Origin of the sequence: Sphingomonas sp. (genome assembly GCF_965248875.1) — a bacterium.
Classification (GTDB): Bacteria; Pseudomonadota; Alphaproteobacteria; order Sphingomonadales; family Sphingomonadaceae; genus Sphingomonas.
This window is the reverse complement of the sequence record NZ_CBDFKR010000011.1, coordinates 442,938-458,939: the sequence shown is the minus strand read 5'-3', so window position 1 is coordinate 458,939 and position 16,002 is coordinate 442,938. Positions and strand designations below refer to the sequence as shown.

Sequence of the window (16,002 nt, the reverse complement as noted above, 5' to 3'; positions counted from 1 at the left end):
GGGCGTTATCCTTCCAACATTGACCCCGAGGAGAATAGCCCATGCAGGTCCCGCACAACGCACGCGTGCTGGTCGCCGATGGACGCAAGCTTTTGTTCCTGCGCAACGAGGGCGACGCGCAGGCGATCAACCTGCAGGTCGACGCGGCGGAGGAGCATGCCAATCCCGCCACGCGAGATCAGGCGACCGATGCCGCCGGGCGTGCGTCGAACACCAGCCCAGGCGGGCGTAATGGTCAATCCGGCAGCTCGGTCGGGCCGACCGACTTTCATCAGCTGGAAGAGGATCGCTTCGCCGCGGAAGCCGCCGAAATGCTCAGAAAGAGAGCGCTGGCCAATGATTTCGAGCAGTTGATCATCGTCGCCCCGCCCAAGACGCTGGGGGAGCTGCGCAAGCACTATCACAAGGAGGTGGAGCAGCGGCTCGCCGGCGAGCTGGCGAAGGATCTGACAGGCCATCCCATTCCCGAAATCGAAAAGGCGCTGCTCGCCGCGGCGTAGATCGGCGCTGACGCCGTTCGTAACCGAGACCAACAAGAAGGCCCGCCGTTCCCTCCGAACGACGGGCCTTCCTGCTGCGGGTTGCGAGCGCTTACGCTAGGGTGGGCTTCGCCAGCCGCTTGCGCGCCACCAGCGCCGCAGCTGCCGCGCCGAACAGCAGCACCATCGGCGGCGCCGGAACCGGGGCGGGCGGGCCGCCGCTCGAACCGGTGCTGCCGGAACTGCCCGAGGACGAGCTGGACGAGGAAGAAGACGAGCTGGAAGACGAGCTGCCCGACGATCCGCTGGACCCGTTGCTGCCGCTGCCGCCGGTCGAGCTGGTGCTCGACGAGCCGTTGGACGACCAGCCGCCGGTCGAGGACCAACCTTGGCTCGACGAACCATAGCCGCTCGACGAACCGTTCTGATTTTGGTTCTGATTTTGGTTTTGGTTTTGGTTTTGGTTCTGATTTTGGTTCTGATTCTGACCCTGGCTCTGTGAATTCGAATTGGTGTTCGAGTTGTTCGAGCTGTTGTTGCTCGAGTTCGAGTTGTTGATGTCGACATTGGCGCCGCCGGTCGAGCTGGAGCTCGACACGTTACCCGATGAGGAGACATTGCCGCTCGACGATACCGACACGTTGCCGCTCGATGACGAGACGCTGCCGCCCGACGATGACGAGACGTTGCCCGACGAGCTGGACGATCCGCCGCTCGAGGTCGACGAGATGACGATGCTGCCGCTCGACCCGCTGCTGCCGCCGCCGAAGAAGCCGCCGCCGAACCCGCCGCCGCCGCCGAAGAACCCGCCGCCGCCGACAACGACGGGCACCCCGCCGAAGCCGCCGCCGGTGAAGCCCTCCGCCACGGGTCCGGGTCCGGGCACCGGCGTGCTCGCCACCGTGACCACAGCGGGCGCGCAGCTTGTCGTCGTGGTCGTGATGACCCGCCGGCGCCCCCCGGCGCGCACGGTCTGCGTCGCGACCTGATGCCGGACGACGCGATGGGTTGTGACCCGCTGCGCCGCAACCCGGTGCGGCCGCTCGACCGCGTGAACGGCGCCGCCGCCGATGATCGCCCCGCCGCATGCGCAGGCACAAAGTTTCGCCAGAGCCATTCGGACGGACATACGCTCATCTCTTCCCAGTTGGCGCCTGGGCCGACCACAGACCGGATCGGCCGCAACGCGGGGCTGCTAGGTCAACAAGCCGAAACGAAACGTTAAGTTCAACCTTGTTAACCATGATACCGGCCGAGCCGAGCGAATACTTGGCGTCGTTATCCGCAATACTTGCCTTAACGTACCAAGTCGGGACGGTCTGCCGGTGCCACGCTTGGCCGTGTCAGCGGTGATGCCCGGAAGTGACACCTCCATCCATTTCGCTTGATCGAAATCAGCGAACTTGAAGGGCTTGGCGCTCGTCCCTATAGGCGCGCCGCATGGGGGCGGCCCGACCGGCGCGGCGTGATCGCGGCTGGCGGGCCGCAAGGGAGAGTGGTCATGGCAACTGTTCTGCAACGTACCGATCCGAATACCGATTTTACCGCCGCCAACGATGCCGCCCCGGGCTACCGGCCCACGGGCGATGAGCCGTTCATGAGCCTGAAGCAGCAGGCTTATTTCCGTACCAAGCTCGTGGGCTGGAAGGACGCCATCCTGCGCGAATCATCGGGTACGCTGTCGCAGCTGCAGATCGATTCGCTGCGCGAGGCCGACCTGACCGACCGCGCATCGAGCGAGACCGACTGGTCGATCGAGCTGCGGACCCGCGACCGGCAGCGCAAGCTGATCTGCAAGATCGACTCGGCGCTGCGGCGGATCGACGAAGGTGAATATGGCTATTGCGAGGTCACCGGCGAGCAGATCAGTCTAGCCCGTCTCGAAGCGCGTCCGATCGCGACCATGACGGTCGAGGCGCAGGAGCGCCACGAGCGCCACGAAAAAGTCAGCCGCGAGGATTAAGGACAGTGATTCCGGGCGTACTGACAACCCCAGATCTGCTGCGCGGCTCGTGGACAATGTGCTCCGATACGGGACAGAACGCTACAGCAGCTTAGCCTTTCGCTAAACCTTTTCCGGCCAAAGACCCGAACGGCAAGAGTAACAGGCTGGTGAGAATGGACGGCGTCGGTCGCATTCGGTTCGGTTCGATGACAGGGGGAGAGGCGGCGGCGGAGGATGGTCAGCGCGCCAAGAAGCGCGACAGCCTTTTTCTTTCGGCGCGGTTGCGCATCGCGGACAATCCCACCGTGCACGATGTGAGGGTGCGCAACCTATCGGCGGGCGGGCTGATGGCCGAGCTGGCGCGCGCGGTCGAGACCGACACGCCCGTGACGCTGGAGCTGCGCGGGCTGGGCGAGCTGACCGGCAAGATCGCGTGGTCGACCCACGGCCGCATCGGCATCGCGCTCGATCATCCGATCGATCCGGCGCGCGCACGCAAGCCGGTCGGCAAGGGCCGAACGACCCCTGCCTTCGCCAAACCGCTGATCGTCAATCTGCGCCCGCGATAGGACGCCGCGCGCCGGCCGCGACGTGGTGAAGCAGCATCGTCGGATGGATGCGTGACCCGTCCGGCCGTCCTGCCTGTTACAGGCCGGCCAGCTCTTCCTTCAGCCTGAGCTTCTGCTTCTTCAATCCCGCGATGAGATGGGCATCGGGCAGCGGGCGGTGGCTCTCCTCTGCAATGCGGCGGTCAAGACCGGCATGCTTGGTTTCCAGGGCTGCCTGGTGCGTCGTCATCGCTGACACCTCGTTGCATATGGGGAGCTGAGTAAATCATCGGCAGCGCTTAAAGTCGCGTTACATTTTCATGGCTGCGGCGAACCGATGCTTGATCCGCGACGACCCGTTGCACCGGCTCCACCCGTCGCTATGGCAGCAGCGGGGCGGGGGAGCGGAGCGTGGACGAGGCGCAGGTCAGGATGCGGCTGGAGGCGGCGCGGAGTGAGCATCGCGACCTCGACGCCGCGATTGCGGCGCTGGCCGGTCAGTCGCTGCCCGATCAGCTTCAGATCGCACGGCTGAAGAAGCGCAAGCTTCGTCTCAAGGACGAGATCGCCATGCTGGAGGATCAGCTCATCCCCGATATCATCGCCTGACGCCCCGCGCTGGGACGCCGGGGCGTCCCGCAGGCGGTTGGCGGCGGCGAGGCGGCGTGGCAATTCCGGGACGATGATGATCGCCCACGACTCGCGCCTTCATCGCCGGCTGGTCGACTCGCTGCACGTCGAGGCGATGCTGCTCGCGGACGAGGCGCGCTCCTATTTCGACGAGGCAGGCCGCGCCGAGCGCGAGGCGCTCGACCCGCTCGACCGGGTCTGTTTCTCGTGCGAGTCGCTGAAGGTCACTACGCGGCTGATGCATGTCATCGCCTGGCTGCTGACCCAGCGTGCGGTGGATGCCGGCGAGCTGCGGGCGCGGGACGCGCTGCACCCGTCGCGGCGGCTGGGCGAGGCGCCGATGTCCGATCCGGCCGCGATCGCGGTGCTGCCGCTGCGCGCGCAGCTGTTGATCGACACCAGTACCGATCTTCACCGCCGGGTCGGACGTCTGGATGTGGCGCAGGAGGACGCGCCCGCGGTGGCAAGCCCTGCCCGGGCGATGCAGGACAGGCTGGCGGCGGTTTTCTAACCCGCGCCCCTGGGCGAAGGTTCAGGCCGCGATCCGCAGGCGCGCCGCCTCATATTCGCTCTTCATCCGCTCGATCCGGACCGCGACCGGCTCGACCACGCTGACCGCGCCGATCCCCTGACCCGAGCCCCAGATGTCGCGCCACGCTTTCGGCTTGGCCGAGTTGCCGCCGCCAAAATCCATCGTCTTGAGATCGCCTTCGGGCAGGTTGTCGGGATCGAGCCCTGCGCGGCTGATCGAGCCGCGCAGATAATTGCCATGCACGCCGGTGAAGAGGTTTGAGTAGACGATGTCGCTCGCCCGGCCTTCGACAATCCCCTGCTTATACTCGGCGTCCGCGTTCGCTTCGTTCGTCGCGATGAAAGGCGAGCCGATATAGGCGAAATCAGCACCCATCGCCAGCGCCGCCAGCACCGCATCGCCGGTCGCGATCGAGCCGGACAGCGCCAGCGGACCATCGAACCACTGCCTGATCTCGCCGATCAGCGCGAAGGGCGACAGCCGCCCGGCGTGACCGCCGGCACCCGCCGCCACCGCGATCAGCCCGTCCGCACCCTTTTCAATCGCCTTGTGAGCGAAGCGATCGTCGATCACGTCGTGCATCGTGATTCCGCCCCAGCCATGCACCGCCTGGTTGAGCTCCTCACGCGCGCCAAGCGAGGTGATGGTGATCGGCACCTGCCACTTGGCGCAGGTCGCCAGGTCCGCGTCGAGCCGGTCGTTCGACTTGTGGACGATCTGGTTGACCGCATAGGGCGCGGCCGGCCGGTCCGGGTGGTCGCGGTTGTGCGCCGCCAGTTCTTCGGTGATGCGGTGCAGCCATTCGTCGAGCAGCGCCTGCGGCCGGGCGTTGAGCGCTGGAAACGCGCCGACGATCCCCGCCTTGCATTGCGCGATCACCAGCTCCGGGCCGGAGATGATGAACAGCGGCGACCCGATGACGGGCAGCGCGAGGCGATCGAAAATGGCGGGAAGGGTCATGAGACCGGTTGTGTAGCGCAACCTGTTTCGCTGTCCAGCGGCGCTGGCTATGGGACGGGCATGCAGATCCTCTCCAAGCTCGCCGCCCTGGCCATCCTTCCTCTCGCCATCGGTGCTGCCGATACCGGGGCCGGCCGCCTGCCGCGCGGGGCCGTGCCGGTAAGCTATGACATCAGCGTCACCCCCGATGCCCGTGCGATGACCTTTACCGGACACGAAACGGTCGTGGTCGACGTCCGCGAGCCGATGCGCAGCCTGACGCTCAACGCCGCCGAGCTGACGGTGACAGCCGCAGGCTTCGATGGCCGAGCCGCGACGACGAGGGTCGATGCGGATGCGCAGACCCTGACGGTAACGCTGCCCGCAGCGGCGCATCCTGGGCAGCACCGGCTGACGCTCGCCTGGACGGGGAAGATCAACCGGTCGGCTGCCGGGCTGTTCGCGATCGACTATAGCAACGGCGACGGCACGGCCGCGCGCATGCTCGCGACGCAGTTCGAGGCGCCCGACGCACGGCGGTTCGCGCCGTTGTGGGACGAGCCCGACTTCAAGGCGCGGTTCACGCTCACCGCCGTTGCGCCCGCCGGGCAGCTGGCCTTCTCCAATATGCCGGCTGCCGTGACGCCGCAGGCCGACGGCACGCAGCTGTACCGCTTCGCCCAGACTCCGGTGATGTCGAGCTATCTGCTCTTCCTCGGCATGGGCGACCTGGAGCGGCGGACGGTGATGGCCGGACGGACCGAGATCGGCGTCATCACCCGCAAGGGGGTGTCGCAGCAGGGTGACTACGCACTCGCCCAGGCGCAGCGGCTGCTGGCCTATTACAACGAGTATTTCGGCCAGCCCTATCCGCTACCCAAGCTCGACATGATCGCCGGGCCGGGATCGTCGCAATTCTTCGGCGCGATGGAGAATTGGGGGGCGATCTTCTATTTCGAGAACGAGCTGCTGCTCGATCCGGCGCGAACCAGCGAAAGCGGGCGCCAGCGCATCTTCACCGTCGTCGCGCACGAGATGGCGCACCAGTGGTTCGGCGATCTCGTGACGATGGCCTGGTGGGACGATTTGTGGCTCAACGAGGGCTTCGCATCCTGGATGGAAAGCAAGACCGCGCGCGATCTGCATCCTGACTGGAGTGCCGATGCAGAGGCGCTGGCCGGCGCTCGCGAGGGTGCGATGGGTCTGGACGCGACGGCGGGCACCCACCCGATTGTCCGTCATGTCGAAACGCCCGACCAGATCAGCGAGGCGTTCGACAACATCACCTATGCCAAGGGCCAGTCGGTGATCGGCATGCTGGAGGCGACGCTGGGTCCCGACCGCTTTCGCGCCGGCATCCGCCGCTACATGGCGCGTTACAAGTTCGCCAACACCGCCACCGATCAGCTGTGGACCGAGCTGGCGGCGGCTGCGACGGGGCAGCCGGTGGCGGGCATCGCGCACGACTTTACGCTGCAGGCCGGGGTGCCGCTGGTGACGGTGAGCGGCGTGCGATGCGCGGGCGAACGAACGATGGCGACGGTGGCGCAGGGGCGGTTCGGGCTCGATCAGGCGTCGCAGGCGCCGCAAAGCTGGCACGTGCCGCTGGTGGTACGCACGATCGGCGGCACGCCTGCCCGTGCGGTGGTGAGCGGGCCCGCGACGCCCGTCACGGCAGCAGGCTGCGGACCGCTGGTCGTCAACAGCGGGCAGGCGAGCTACACGCGCATCTCCTACGACGATGCCACGCACGCCCAGCTAATCGCTGCTTATCAGCGATTGCCGGTGGTCGACCGTCTGGGCCTGATCGCCGACGATTACGCGCTGGCCGCAGGCGGTTATCGCGACCTCTCCCGCTGGTTCGCGGCGGTCGAGGCAATAGCGCCGGATGCCAATCCCGATGAATGGGGCTTTGCCGCCCAACGGTTCGGCAATCTCATCGATCTGTATGACGGAACCCCGCTTGCCGCGCCGCTGCGCAGCAAGGCGGTGGCGCGCCTGTCACCGGTGCTTGCACGGCTGGGCTATGCGCCGCGACCCGGCGAACCGGCGTTGGAATCGGTGCTGCGCGAGGAGCTGATCAGTTTCGCCGGCGAAAATGGCGATCCGGGCGTGGCTGCGCGCGCACGGCAGTATGTCGCGACGCTGCGGTCGAACCCCGCGGCCATCCCGGCGGCGATCCGTCAGCCGATCCTGCAGGCGTTCGCGCGCAACGCGACCGCGCCGGAATGGGCGCAGCTGCTGGCACTGGCGCAGGCGGAGACCAGCCCGGTGGGCAAGAACAGGCTGGTCGCCCTGCTCGGCACGCCCGCCGATGCAGCGGTCGCGCGCCGCGGGTTCGACCTGCTGGTGACCGACGCCATCACGGCGCCGCAAAAGGCGTCGCTGCTGCGCGGCATGGCGGGGGTACATCCCGATCTCGCCTTTGACTGGGCAGTCGCGCATCACGATTTGGTCGAGAGCTGGGTTGAGGAAAGCTCGCGCGCGCAGTTCGTCGTCAGCCTTGCCGCCGGATCGAGCGATCGGGCGATGGCGGGGAAGGTCCGAAGCTATGCGGAGCGTTACATTCCGGCGGGGTCGCGCGGCCCGGCGATGAAGGTGATCGCCGGGCTGGACGTCCGGCGCGCGACGGCGGAGCGGATGCGTGCAGCGGTTGCGGCCTGGGCTGGATAGCGTGCGGTCTGCCCGCTGCCGTCCGGGCAACTAGCCGACGCGGTTCGCGACCAGCTCCTCCACCACCGTCGGGTCCGCGAGCGTGCTGGTGTCGCCCAGGTTCGACACGTCGCCTTCCGCAATCTTGCGCAAAATGCGGCGCATGATCTTGCCGGAGCGGGTCTTGGGCAGCGCGGGCGCGAATTGCAGCACGTCGGGAGTGGCGATCGCCCCGATCTGCTGGCGCACCCACGCCTTCAGCTCGGCCGCCAGTGCGGCGGTCTGCTCGACGCCGGCGTTGGCGGTCACATAGGCGTAGATGCCCTGGCCCTTGATGTCGTGCGGCATCCCGACCACCGCTGCCTCGGCGACCTGCGGATGGAGGACCAGTGCCGATTCGACCTCGGCGGTGCCCATCCGGTGCCCCGAGACGTTGATGACGTCGTCGACCCTGCCCGTGATCCAGTAATAGCCGTCGGCGTCGCGGCGGCAGCCGTCGCCGGTAGTGTATTTGCCCTCAAAGGTTGTGAAATAGGTCTGGAAGAAACGCTCCGGGTCGCCCCAGACGCCGCGCATCTGGCCCGGCCAGCTCTGGCTGATGACGAGGTTGCCCTCCGCCGCCTTGGTCAGCACCACGCCGTCCGCGTCGACGATCTGTGGCACGACCCCGAACAGCGGCTTGGTCGCCGAGCCGGGCTTCAGCGGCGTCGCGCCCGGCAGCGGCGCTATCATCGCGGCGCCGGTTTCGGTCTGCCACCAGGTGTCGACGATCGGGCAGCGGCCCTCGCCCACGACATCGTGATACCAGCGCCACGCCTCCGGGTTGATCGGCTCGCCAACGGTGCCGAGCAGCTTCAGCGACGCGCGGCTGGTCGCCTGCACCGGCGCAGCGCCCTCCTTCATCAACGCACGAAGCGCGGTGGGCGCGGTGAAGACAGTGTGGACCTGATGCCGGTCGACGATCTGCCAGATGCGGCTGGCGTCGGGCCAGTTGGGCAGCCCTTCGTACATCAGCGTCGTCGCGCCGTTCGCGAGCGGGCCATAGAGGATGTAGCTGTGGCCGGTCACCCAGCCGATGTCGGCCGCACACCACCACACGTCACCGGGGCGATAGTCGAAGCACCATTCATGTGTGCAGGCGGCCCAGAGCAGATAGCCGCCCGTGGTGTGCATCACGCCCTTTGGCTTGCCCGTCGACCCCGATGTATAGAGCAGGAACAACGGGTCCTCCGCCCCCATCGGCGCGGCCGGGCAGCTGTCCGCAACGTCCGCGACCGCCTCATGATACCAGCGGTCGCGCTCGTTCGTCGCCACGTCGGCGCCGGTTGCCCTCACGACGATCACGCAGTCGATCGGCACGCGCTCCGCCGCCGCGTCGACATTCGCCTTGAGCGGCACGCGCTTGCCACCGCGTCGCCCTTCGTCGGCGGTGACGACGACCCGCGAGCCGCAGTCCTCCATCCGCCCCGCCAGCGCCTCGGGCGAGAAGCCGCCGAACACCACAGAATGGACCGCGCCGATCCGTGCGCAGGCGAGTACCGCGAACGCCGCCTCCGGGATCATCGGCAGGTAGATGGTGACCCGGTCGCCTTTCTTGACGCCCTGCGCGGTCAGGACGTTGGCGAAGCGGCACATCTCCCGGTGCAGCTCACGATAGGTGAAACGGCGCGGTTCCTCCGCCGGATCGTCGGGCTCCCAGATCAGCGCGACCTGATCGCCGCGGGTGTAGAGATGCCGGTCAACGCAGTTCGCCGCGGCGTTGAGCACGCCGTCCGCAAACCATTTGATGTGAAAATCCTTCTTCCCGAACGACCAGTCGCCCGCGATCGTCGGCTTCTTGATCCAATCCAGCCGTTCGGCCTGCTCCATCCAAAACTTCGCCGGGCTGCTGACCGACTGTTCGTACACCCGCTTGTACCCCCCCTCGTCGATGCGGGCATGCGCCGTCCACGATGCTGGAACGGGGTAGGTCTGGTCGGTCATGCCGGCTCCGGGATTAGCAGGAGGTCCTCGCGCCGGACGCGCTCGGTCGCGGCGGCAAAAGCGGCGGCGTCGCTCCCCCAATTCTGCGGATTGCGGCCGTCCGCGGTCTTGTACCAGGACGTGCAGCGCGGATCGGCCCACACCGTCTTCGCGAGCTTCGTCTGCAGTTCGGCGTTGAACCGCGCCTGCGCGCCCGCGTCGACCTCCAGAGCCGCCTTGCTTTCCGCGTCGAGCAGCCGGAGCGCGTCGAGCATGAAGGCGACCTGTGCCTCCATCATATAGGTGATCGAGTTGTGCCCGAGGTTCGTGTTGGGCCCATAGATCACGAACATGTTCGGGAAACCGTGGACCAGCGTGCCCAGATACGCCTGGGGCGCGGGCCGCCATGTCTCGGCAAGGCTACGCCCGTCGACACCGATGACCTCGAACGACCAGTTCCAGCCGGTCGTCTCGAACCCCGTCGCGAGGATGAGCACGTCGAGCGCGTGCTCGGCTGCCGCGGTGGTGACGCCCGCTGCGGTCACCGCGCGGATCGCAGCGACCTCCAGCGTCACGTTTGGCCGGGTCAGCGCGGGGTAGAAATCGTCGGAGAAGATCACCCGCTTGCACCCCGCCGGGTAATCGGGGGTCAGCTTCGCCCGCAGGCCGACGTCGGTCACCTGCGCGTGAAGGTGGTCGCGCGCCTGTCGCTCGACCGCGGCGCGCCCTTCCGGCGTCCATTCGATCGCCTGGAACAGGAAGGCGTCGGCGTTCTCGAAGATCATCGCACGCTGCATCTGGTACAGCCGCATCGCCGCCTCCGGCCGCGTCATCGCCAATGCCATGTCCTCTGGCGTCACCGCCCGGTCGTTGCGTGGCAGCAGCCAGTTGGGCGAGCGCTGGAAGACCGTGAGGTGGCCCGCGACCTTCGCCAGTTCGGGGACGATCTGCGCGGCGCTTGCGGCGGAGCCGATGATGCCGACACGCTTGCCGGCGAGATCGACCCCGTGGTTCCAGCGCGCCGAGTGAAAACGCGCGCCGGCAAAGCTCTCCAGGCCGGGCAGGGGCGGGGTCCACGGCCGGCTTAGCTGCCCCGTCGCAGGCACCAGGACATCGAATCCCTCGTTCCCACCCGCCATGGTCTCGACCTGCCATTTCGCGGAACGCCCGTCCCACGCGACGCGTGTGACGCCTTCGTTCAGCCGCAGCGTTTCGGTTAGGCCGAACTGTTCGACCAGCGCCTGCGTATAGGCGTGGATCTCCGGCTGACGCGCATAGAGGTGGCTCCATGCCGGGTTGGGCGCGAACGAGAGCTGATAGAGTAACGCGGGCACATCACACGCTGCGCCAGGATAGCGATTGTCCCGCCACACCCCGCCGACGCTGTCGCCCGCCTCGAAGATGGTGACGGCATGCCCCGCCTCGCGCAGCTTGATCGCCGCGGTCAGCCCGCCCAGACCGGCTCCGATAATCGCCACCCGCTTTGCCATCGCGCATCCTCTCTCGCGCACGGCGTAGCGCAGGTGAGGAGCATCCCCAAGGGGATGGTGGACGCACTTGGGCTCGAACCAAGGACCCGCTGATTAAGAGTCAGCTGCTCTACCAACTGAGCTATGCGTCCGCGATCGGCGGCGGGAACGGCGCTCCCGGGATCGGAGGCGCGCTGTTAGCATTCCGGCGGCGCGATGCAAGCCCCTCATCACCGCCAGCCGACCCGCTTGCGGTTCTGCCGGTCCATGGACATCAGGATCGCGAGGCACAGCAAGACCGTCATCTGGGCCGAACCGCCGAAACTCACTAACGGTAACGGTATCCCGACCACAGGCGCGAGGCCCATCACCATCGCCAGATTGATCGCGACGTAAAAGAAGATCGTTGTCGCAAGCCCAGCCGCGGTCAGCCGGGCGAAGCGGCTCTCGGCGCGCTGGCCGACGTCGATGCCCCAGCGGATCACCAGCAGAAACGCGAGGATCAGCAGGCAACCGCCGACCAGCCCCCATTCCTCTGCCATGGTCGCGAAGACGAAGTCGGTGTGCCCCTCCGGCAGATAATCGAGGTGGCTCTGCGTTCCGTTCAGGAAGCCCTTGCCCCAGATGCCGCCCGACCCGATCGCGATCTTGGACTGACTGATGTGATAGCCGGTGCGCAGCGGATCGCTTTCCGGATCAAGGAAGATCAGGATGCGGTTGCGTTGATATTCGCGCAGGAACCCGAACCCGATCCGCCCGACGACCGCGGCGCCCAGCGCACCGCCGACGAACAGCCGCAGCGGCAGCCCGGCGAGGAACATCACCGTCGCGCCGCCCGCCCCGATCATGATCGCTGTGCCGAGATCGGGCTGCAGCATCACCAGTGCGGCGGGAACGGCGATCAGCACCGCCGGTCCGATCACCGCCGGCCAGCGGCGGATCTCGGCGGGCGGCATGAAGTCATAGAAGCGCGCGACCGCCAGGACGATGGCGGGCTTCATCAGTTCCGACGGCTGCAGCCGGATGAAACCGAGATCGAGCCAGCGTTGCGATCCCCCCGAAATGTGGCCCAGCGCCTCGACCCCGATAAGCGCCAGCGTCAGCAGCGCATAGACCGGCCAGGCGCCGGCCTTCCACACCCCTTCCGGTACGCGCGAGGCGGCGACGGCGGCACCCAGGAAAACGACCAGCTTGATCCCCTGCGACAGCGCCCAGGGGCGCACCGACCCGCCCGCCGCCGAATAGAGGACGAGCAGGCCGAACGAACCGATCGCCAGCACCAGCAGGATGATGCGCCAGGGCAATTCCGCCAGCGGTTGGGGAATAATGCCCGCCCTCATCTGCCGTCCCTCACTCGTCCGGCCGTTCGGTCGAGCCGTCCTGCGCCACCGTGTTGCCCTGCGGCCCTGCCGTTGCCAGGCTCTCCTGCACATTGGCGGCCTGATCGGTCGCGGACTCGACCGCGTCCGCGGTGGAGGGCACTTCCGCGTCGATCTTGGTCGCGGCGGCAGCAGGGGGGGGCAGTCTGGACAGGCGATACGCCTCCGCCTGCGCCGCCATCCGCGTCTGTATATCGCCGCCCCAGGTCGGCTCGAGCGCGGCCAGCGACTGCAGCGCGCGATCGCGATCGAGCAGATAGGTCATCACGTCGCGACCGATCCCCGGCGTGTCGAGGTTGCGTTCGGTATGACCGCCATGTTCCAGCACGATACCTGCCGCATAGCGGGGATTGTCGGCGGGTGCGAAGCAGATGAATAGCGCGTGGTCTCGCATGCGGAACGGCAGGGCGGCATTGCGCAGCACCCCGGTCGCGCGTTCGGCCATCGTGATGCGCCGAACCTGTGCGGTGCCGGTTTTCGCCGCGATCTGGACGCCCGGAATCGCAAGCCGCGCCGCGCCGCCGGTGCCGCCGCCGTTCACCACCTTGACCATCCCTTCGCGGACGATCTGAAGATGGGCGGGATCGACCGGCAGCCGCGCGGCCGGGCGCGCCGCCCCTGCAAGCAGCGTCGGCTGCAGCAGCCGTCCCGAAGCGATGCGCGACGCGGCCACCGCGAGTTGCATCGGATTGGCCAGCACATAGCCCTGACCGATCGAGGCGTTGACCGAGTCCGCGACGGTCCACCGGCTGCGGTACTTGCGCTGCTTCCAAGTGCTGTCGGGCACGGTGCCGAACCGCTGCGTGGAAAACGGCAGATCGAAGCGTTGCCCCAGCCCCAGCATCCGCAGCGAAGGGGCGAACCGGTCGTACCCCAGCCGTCGCGCCATTTCGAAAAAATAGACGTCGCAGCTCTGCGCGATCGCGTTGCGCAGGTCCATGGCGCCATGACCGCTCTTCTTGTGGCAATGAAAGATGCCGTTGCCGACGCGGATCGCACCACGGCAGACCACCCGATCCTCCGCTGCGACTCCGGCAGCGAGCAGCGCCAGCCCGTTCATCGGCTTCACCGTCGAGCCGGGGGGATACAGCCCCTGCGTCACCTTGTTCATCAAGGGGACGTGATCGTCCTCCGACAGCATCTGCCATTCCAGATGGCTGACACCGTCAGAAAAGGTGTTGGGGTTGTAGGCCGGCATCGATACCAGGCTGAGGATTTCGCCGGTGCGGCAGTCGAGCACCACCGCCGATCCCGAATTGGTGCCGAGGCGGCGTGCGACATACTCCTGCAAGCCCGCGTCGATCGTCAGCCGCTGCGTTGCGCCCGGCGTGTCGGGACGGCTGGCGAGTTCGGCGACCAGCTTGCCCCGGGCCGTGACCTCCACCCGCTTTGCCCCCGGCACCCCGCGCAGCTTCGGCTCGAGCGCACGCTCCAGCCCGTCCTTGCCGAGCTTGAACCCCGGCGTGACGAGCAGCGGGTCTTTCGCGGCGCGATACTGTTCTGCGGTCGCCGCCCCGACATAGCCCGTCAGGTGCGCTACCGCCGCGCCGGCAGGATAGGCGCGCGAGAACCCCCGCGACGGCGCGACGCCGGGCAGTTCGGGCTGGCGTAGCGAGACGGCGGCGAACCGCTCCCAGCTGATATTCTCGGCCACCTGCACCGGCTGGAACCCTGCCGCCTGCTTCAGGTCGAGGCGGATGCGGTTCAGGTCGGCGGGCGCGAGCTGCAACAGCCGGCCGAGCAGCGCCAGCTCGCGCTCGGCATCCTCCAGCCGCTCGGGAATAATATCGACGCGGAAATCGGTGCGATTGTTTGCGATCGCGACGCCGTGCCGGTCGACGATCCAGCCGCGCCGCGGCGGCACCAGCGTCGTGTTGACGCGGTTGCTCTCGGACAGCACGCGGTAATGCTCGTTCTCCGCGATCGCGAGCCACCCCATCCGCACCGCCAGCGCGCCGCCGATCACGCCCTGGGCGGTGCCGAGCAGCCAGGCGCGGCGCGAAAAGCTGAACGCCTGGCTGGCGGCGGTGGGCGCGGGTTTCACGGATAGGCTCGCTTGGCGTCGATCCACGCCGCCACCCGCGTCGCCAGCGGAAACAGCAACACCGCCATGCCCCACTGCGCCACCACGGCGGCGTCGAGATGCGCCGCGAGCGGCACCGCGATCAGGCGGCCACCCCACAGCGCAAGGGCGAGCAGGCCGGCGGCGATCAGCCAGTCCTGCCAGAAGTCGCGAAAGGCGAGCCGCTGTTCGATCAGGTCGATCATCAGGAAGCAGAGCGACCAGAGCAACACCGCGGATCCGAGCGGCTGGCCGCTCAGCAGATCGTCGACGAAACCCAGCGGCGCCGCCGCCCAGCGTCGCATCGCGTAGCGCGCGAGCAGCCGCCATCCGAGCAGCATGAGCAGTCCGAAGGGCGGCAACAGCGGGACATGCGCGACAAGCGGGACTGCGGTCAGCAGCGACCCCGCAATGACGCTGAACCATGGCAACGCGCGGGCGGGATTGCGCGGCAGCGGCGGCGCGAAAGGGCGATCGGGCGTCACTGTCCCGGCGCCGGCATCAACGCCCGGGTCACCAGCGCGAAATCGAGCGCCTCGGGCCTGGCGATCGGCACCGCGGGCGCATTGTCCTCACCAGCGGCCATCACGCGCGCCACCGGCAGGCCGGGCGCGTAGATGCCGCCGGTGCCGGTAGTGACGAAGACGTCGCCCGGCCGCAGCTGCGTGTTGGTGCTGACCGATCGGATGTCGAGCAGGCCGTCGCCGCGCCCGACCGCGATCGCGGGCACGCCGTCGCGCGTGCGGCGGACGGGCACGGAGCTCTCGGCATCGGTCAGGAGCAGCACGCGGGCAACGGCCGGCCCGGTTTCGACCACCCGCCCCACCAGGCCGTCGGGTCCGGTGACCGGCATGCCGGCATGAACACCCTGCCACCGCCCGGCGTCGAGCAGCGCGAAACGGCGTCCGGACGAAGCGGTGGAGCTGACCAGCCGCGCCGTGACGACCACGTCCACGCTGCGATCACGCACCGCCAGCAGCGCGCGGAGGCGGCGATTGTCGTAGACGATCGAGCGGGCGCGGGCGAGCAGCGCCCGGTTGCGGCTGATCTCGCCGCGCAACCGCGCATTGTCGCTCTTGACCGCGAAGTGATCGCCGATCGCATCGGGTATCGCCGCCACCCAACCGGCCACCGTATCGAGCCCAGCGGAAACCGGTACGGTGATGCTCGCCGCGGTCATCCTGACCGCGGCAAAGGCGGGCGGGTCCAACCGCGAGAGCAACAGCAGCACCGCACCGACCACCGCGCCAGCGACGGCGACGACATAGCTTGCGAAGGCGCCATACTGCCGTCGCCGCGAGAAGCCGGTACGGCGGTCGCGAGCGGAAACGGCCATGCGCGCGCGCCTTCACCACCCCGGCGACGGCCGGGGACCAGCAGCGCAGCAATTGATCGGGCCGGGAGC

17 protein-coding genes and 1 tRNA gene are annotated in these 16,002 nt (G+C 67.9%); 9 read left to right on the top strand and 9 right to left on the bottom strand.

The features are described 5' to 3' along the window. The first annotated feature begins 41 nt into the window (after nucleotides 1–41). The 6 genes from ACP2AD_RS09140 to ACP2AD_RS09115 all read left to right on the top strand — a co-directional run bounded on the left by ACP2AD_RS09140 (nucleotide 42) and on the right by ACP2AD_RS09115 (nucleotide 2,993). Entirely contained in the window at nucleotides 42–500 is a 459-nt protein-coding gene (locus tag ACP2AD_RS09140) for a host attachment family protein (protein ID WP_425229759.1), read from the top strand. Nucleotides 501–601: 101 nt separating this feature from the next. Continuing rightward, nucleotides 602–886: a hypothetical protein gene (locus ACP2AD_RS09135; RefSeq protein WP_425229758.1), complete on the top strand. Its 285-nt coding sequence runs from the start codon at nucleotides 602–604 to the stop codon at nucleotides 884–886. 105 nt (nucleotides 887–991) lie between these two features. After that, complete coding sequence (locus tag ACP2AD_RS09130) at nucleotides 992–1,468, top strand: hypothetical protein (protein ID WP_425229757.1); 477 nt, start codon at nucleotides 992–994, stop codon at nucleotides 1,466–1,468. Then, a complete protein-coding gene (locus ACP2AD_RS09125; protein ID WP_425229756.1) occupies nucleotides 1,468–1,704 on the top strand; it encodes a hypothetical protein in 237 nt (78 codons plus the stop codon). The genes ACP2AD_RS09130 and ACP2AD_RS09125 overlap by 1 nt, the downstream gene beginning before the upstream one ends. 276 nt (nucleotides 1,705–1,980) lie before the next feature. Next, the gene (dksA, locus tag ACP2AD_RS09120) at nucleotides 1,981–2,442 is read left to right on the top strand and encodes an RNA polymerase-binding protein DksA (RefSeq protein WP_425231136.1); all 462 of its coding nucleotides are present in this window, start codon (nucleotides 1,981–1,983) and stop codon (nucleotides 2,440–2,442) included. A 155-nt stretch (nucleotides 2,443–2,597) separates the two neighbouring features. Beyond that, the gene (locus ACP2AD_RS09115) at nucleotides 2,598–2,993 is read left to right on the top strand and encodes a PilZ domain-containing protein (protein WP_425229755.1); all 396 of its coding nucleotides are present in this window, start codon (nucleotides 2,598–2,600) and stop codon (nucleotides 2,991–2,993) included. Nucleotides 2,994–3,069: 76 nt separating this feature from the next. Here the strand turns inward: ACP2AD_RS09115 and ACP2AD_RS09110 are convergent, their stop codons facing one another. Beyond that, complete coding sequence (locus ACP2AD_RS09110; protein ID WP_425229754.1) at nucleotides 3,070–3,222, bottom strand: YdcH family protein; 153 nt, start codon at nucleotides 3,220–3,222, stop codon at nucleotides 3,070–3,072. 161 nt (nucleotides 3,223–3,383) lie between these two features. Here ACP2AD_RS09110 and ACP2AD_RS09105 point away from each other — a divergent pair, with 161 nt between their 5' ends. Continuing rightward, a complete protein-coding gene (locus ACP2AD_RS09105) occupies nucleotides 3,384–3,581 on the top strand; it encodes a DUF465 domain-containing protein (RefSeq protein WP_425229753.1) in 198 nt (65 codons plus the stop codon). Between the two features lie 76 nt (nucleotides 3,582–3,657). Beyond that, a complete protein-coding gene (locus tag ACP2AD_RS09100; protein WP_425229752.1) occupies nucleotides 3,658–4,113 on the top strand; it encodes a DUF1465 family protein in 456 nt (151 codons plus the stop codon). 21 nt (nucleotides 4,114–4,134) lie between these two features. On the opposite strand, the gene ACP2AD_RS09095 is transcribed toward ACP2AD_RS09100, so the two are convergent. Next, nucleotides 4,135–5,094 (bottom strand): NAD(P)H-dependent flavin oxidoreductase, encoded by a 960-nt coding sequence (locus ACP2AD_RS09095; RefSeq protein ID WP_425229751.1) that lies wholly within the window; start codon nucleotides 5,092–5,094, stop codon nucleotides 4,135–4,137. Nucleotides 5,095–5,154: 60 nt separating this feature from the next. Here ACP2AD_RS09095 and ACP2AD_RS09090 point away from each other — a divergent pair, with 60 nt between their 5' ends. Next, on the top strand, nucleotides 5,155–7,746 hold the full coding sequence (locus ACP2AD_RS09090) for a M1 family metallopeptidase (protein ID WP_425229750.1): 2,592 nt from the start codon (nucleotides 5,155–5,157) through the stop codon (nucleotides 7,744–7,746). 30 nt (nucleotides 7,747–7,776) lie between these two features. Here the strand turns inward: ACP2AD_RS09090 and acs are convergent, their stop codons facing one another. The 7 genes from acs to mreC all read right to left on the bottom strand — a co-directional run bounded on the left by acs (nucleotide 7,777) and on the right by mreC (nucleotide 15,933). Next, the gene (gene acs / locus ACP2AD_RS09085) at nucleotides 7,777–9,708 is read right to left on the bottom strand and encodes an acetate--CoA ligase (protein WP_425229749.1); all 1,932 of its coding nucleotides are present in this window, start codon (nucleotides 9,706–9,708) and stop codon (nucleotides 7,777–7,779) included. Further along, the gene (locus tag ACP2AD_RS09080; RefSeq protein WP_425229748.1) at nucleotides 9,705–11,177 is read right to left on the bottom strand and encodes a flavin-containing monooxygenase; all 1,473 of its coding nucleotides are present in this window, start codon (nucleotides 11,175–11,177) and stop codon (nucleotides 9,705–9,707) included. The genes acs and ACP2AD_RS09080 overlap by 4 nt, the downstream gene beginning before the upstream one ends. Before the next feature lie 55 nt (nucleotides 11,178–11,232). Beyond that, a tRNA-Lys gene (locus ACP2AD_RS09075) sits at nucleotides 11,233–11,308 on the bottom strand. Nucleotides 11,309–11,386: 78 nt separating this feature from the next. Beyond that, nucleotides 11,387–12,496, bottom strand: coding sequence for a rod shape-determining protein RodA (rodA, locus tag ACP2AD_RS09070; protein ID WP_425229747.1), 1,110 nt, complete (start codon nucleotides 12,494–12,496; stop codon nucleotides 11,387–11,389). 10 nt (nucleotides 12,497–12,506) lie between these two features. After that, nucleotides 12,507–14,579, bottom strand: a complete 2,073-nt coding sequence (gene mrdA, locus ACP2AD_RS09065; protein WP_425229746.1) for a penicillin-binding protein 2 — start codon at nucleotides 14,577–14,579, stop codon at nucleotides 12,507–12,509. Next, nucleotides 14,576–15,082, bottom strand: coding sequence for a rod shape-determining protein MreD (gene mreD, locus ACP2AD_RS09060; protein WP_425229745.1), 507 nt, complete (start codon nucleotides 15,080–15,082; stop codon nucleotides 14,576–14,578). The genes mrdA and mreD overlap by 4 nt, the downstream gene beginning before the upstream one ends. Further along, nucleotides 15,079–15,933 carry a rod shape-determining protein MreC gene (mreC, locus tag ACP2AD_RS09055; RefSeq protein ID WP_425229744.1) on the bottom strand — a complete coding sequence of 285 codons (855 nt, stop codon included), beginning with the start codon at nucleotides 15,931–15,933 and terminating at the stop codon, nucleotides 15,079–15,081. The genes mreD and mreC overlap by 4 nt, the downstream gene beginning before the upstream one ends. Nucleotides 15,934–16,002 lie beyond the last annotated feature (69 nt).

What these genes read in the sequence shown, in the direction of transcription:
- ACP2AD_RS09140 (WP_425229759.1), top strand. Translation starts at nt 42, where the DNA reads ATGCAGGTCCCGCACAACGCACGCGTGCTGGTCGCCGATGGACGCAAG.
- ACP2AD_RS09125 (WP_425229756.1), top strand. Translation starts at nt 1,468, where the DNA reads ATGCCGGACGACGCGATGGGTTGTGACCCGCTGCGCCGCAACCCGGTG.
- dksA (WP_425231136.1), top strand. Translation starts at nt 1,981, where the DNA reads ATGGCAACTGTTCTGCAACGTACCGATCCGAATACCGATTTTACCGCC.
- ACP2AD_RS09115 (WP_425229755.1), top strand. Translation starts at nt 2,598, where the DNA reads ATGGACGGCGTCGGTCGCATTCGGTTCGGTTCGATGACAGGGGGAGAG.
- ACP2AD_RS09110 (WP_425229754.1), bottom strand. Translation starts at nt 3,222, where the DNA reads ATGACGACGCACCAGGCAGCCCTGGAAACCAAGCATGCCGGTCTTGAC.
- ACP2AD_RS09100 (WP_425229752.1), top strand. Translation starts at nt 3,658, where the DNA reads ATGATCGCCCACGACTCGCGCCTTCATCGCCGGCTGGTCGACTCGCTG.
- ACP2AD_RS09095 (WP_425229751.1), bottom strand. Translation starts at nt 5,094, where the DNA reads ATGACCCTTCCCGCCATTTTCGATCGCCTCGCGCTGCCCGTCATCGGG.
- ACP2AD_RS09090 (WP_425229750.1), top strand. Translation starts at nt 5,155, where the DNA reads ATGCAGATCCTCTCCAAGCTCGCCGCCCTGGCCATCCTTCCTCTCGCC.
- acs (WP_425229749.1), bottom strand. Translation starts at nt 9,708, where the DNA reads ATGACCGACCAGACCTACCCCGTTCCAGCATCGTGGACGGCGCATGCC.
- ACP2AD_RS09080 (WP_425229748.1), bottom strand. Translation starts at nt 11,177, where the DNA reads ATGGCAAAGCGGGTGGCGATTATCGGAGCCGGTCTGGGCGGGCTGACC.
- rodA (WP_425229747.1), bottom strand. Translation starts at nt 12,496, where the DNA reads ATGAGGGCGGGCATTATTCCCCAACCGCTGGCGGAATTGCCCTGGCGC.
- mreC (WP_425229744.1), bottom strand. Translation starts at nt 15,933, where the DNA reads ATGGCCGTTTCCGCTCGCGACCGCCGTACCGGCTTCTCGCGGCGACGG.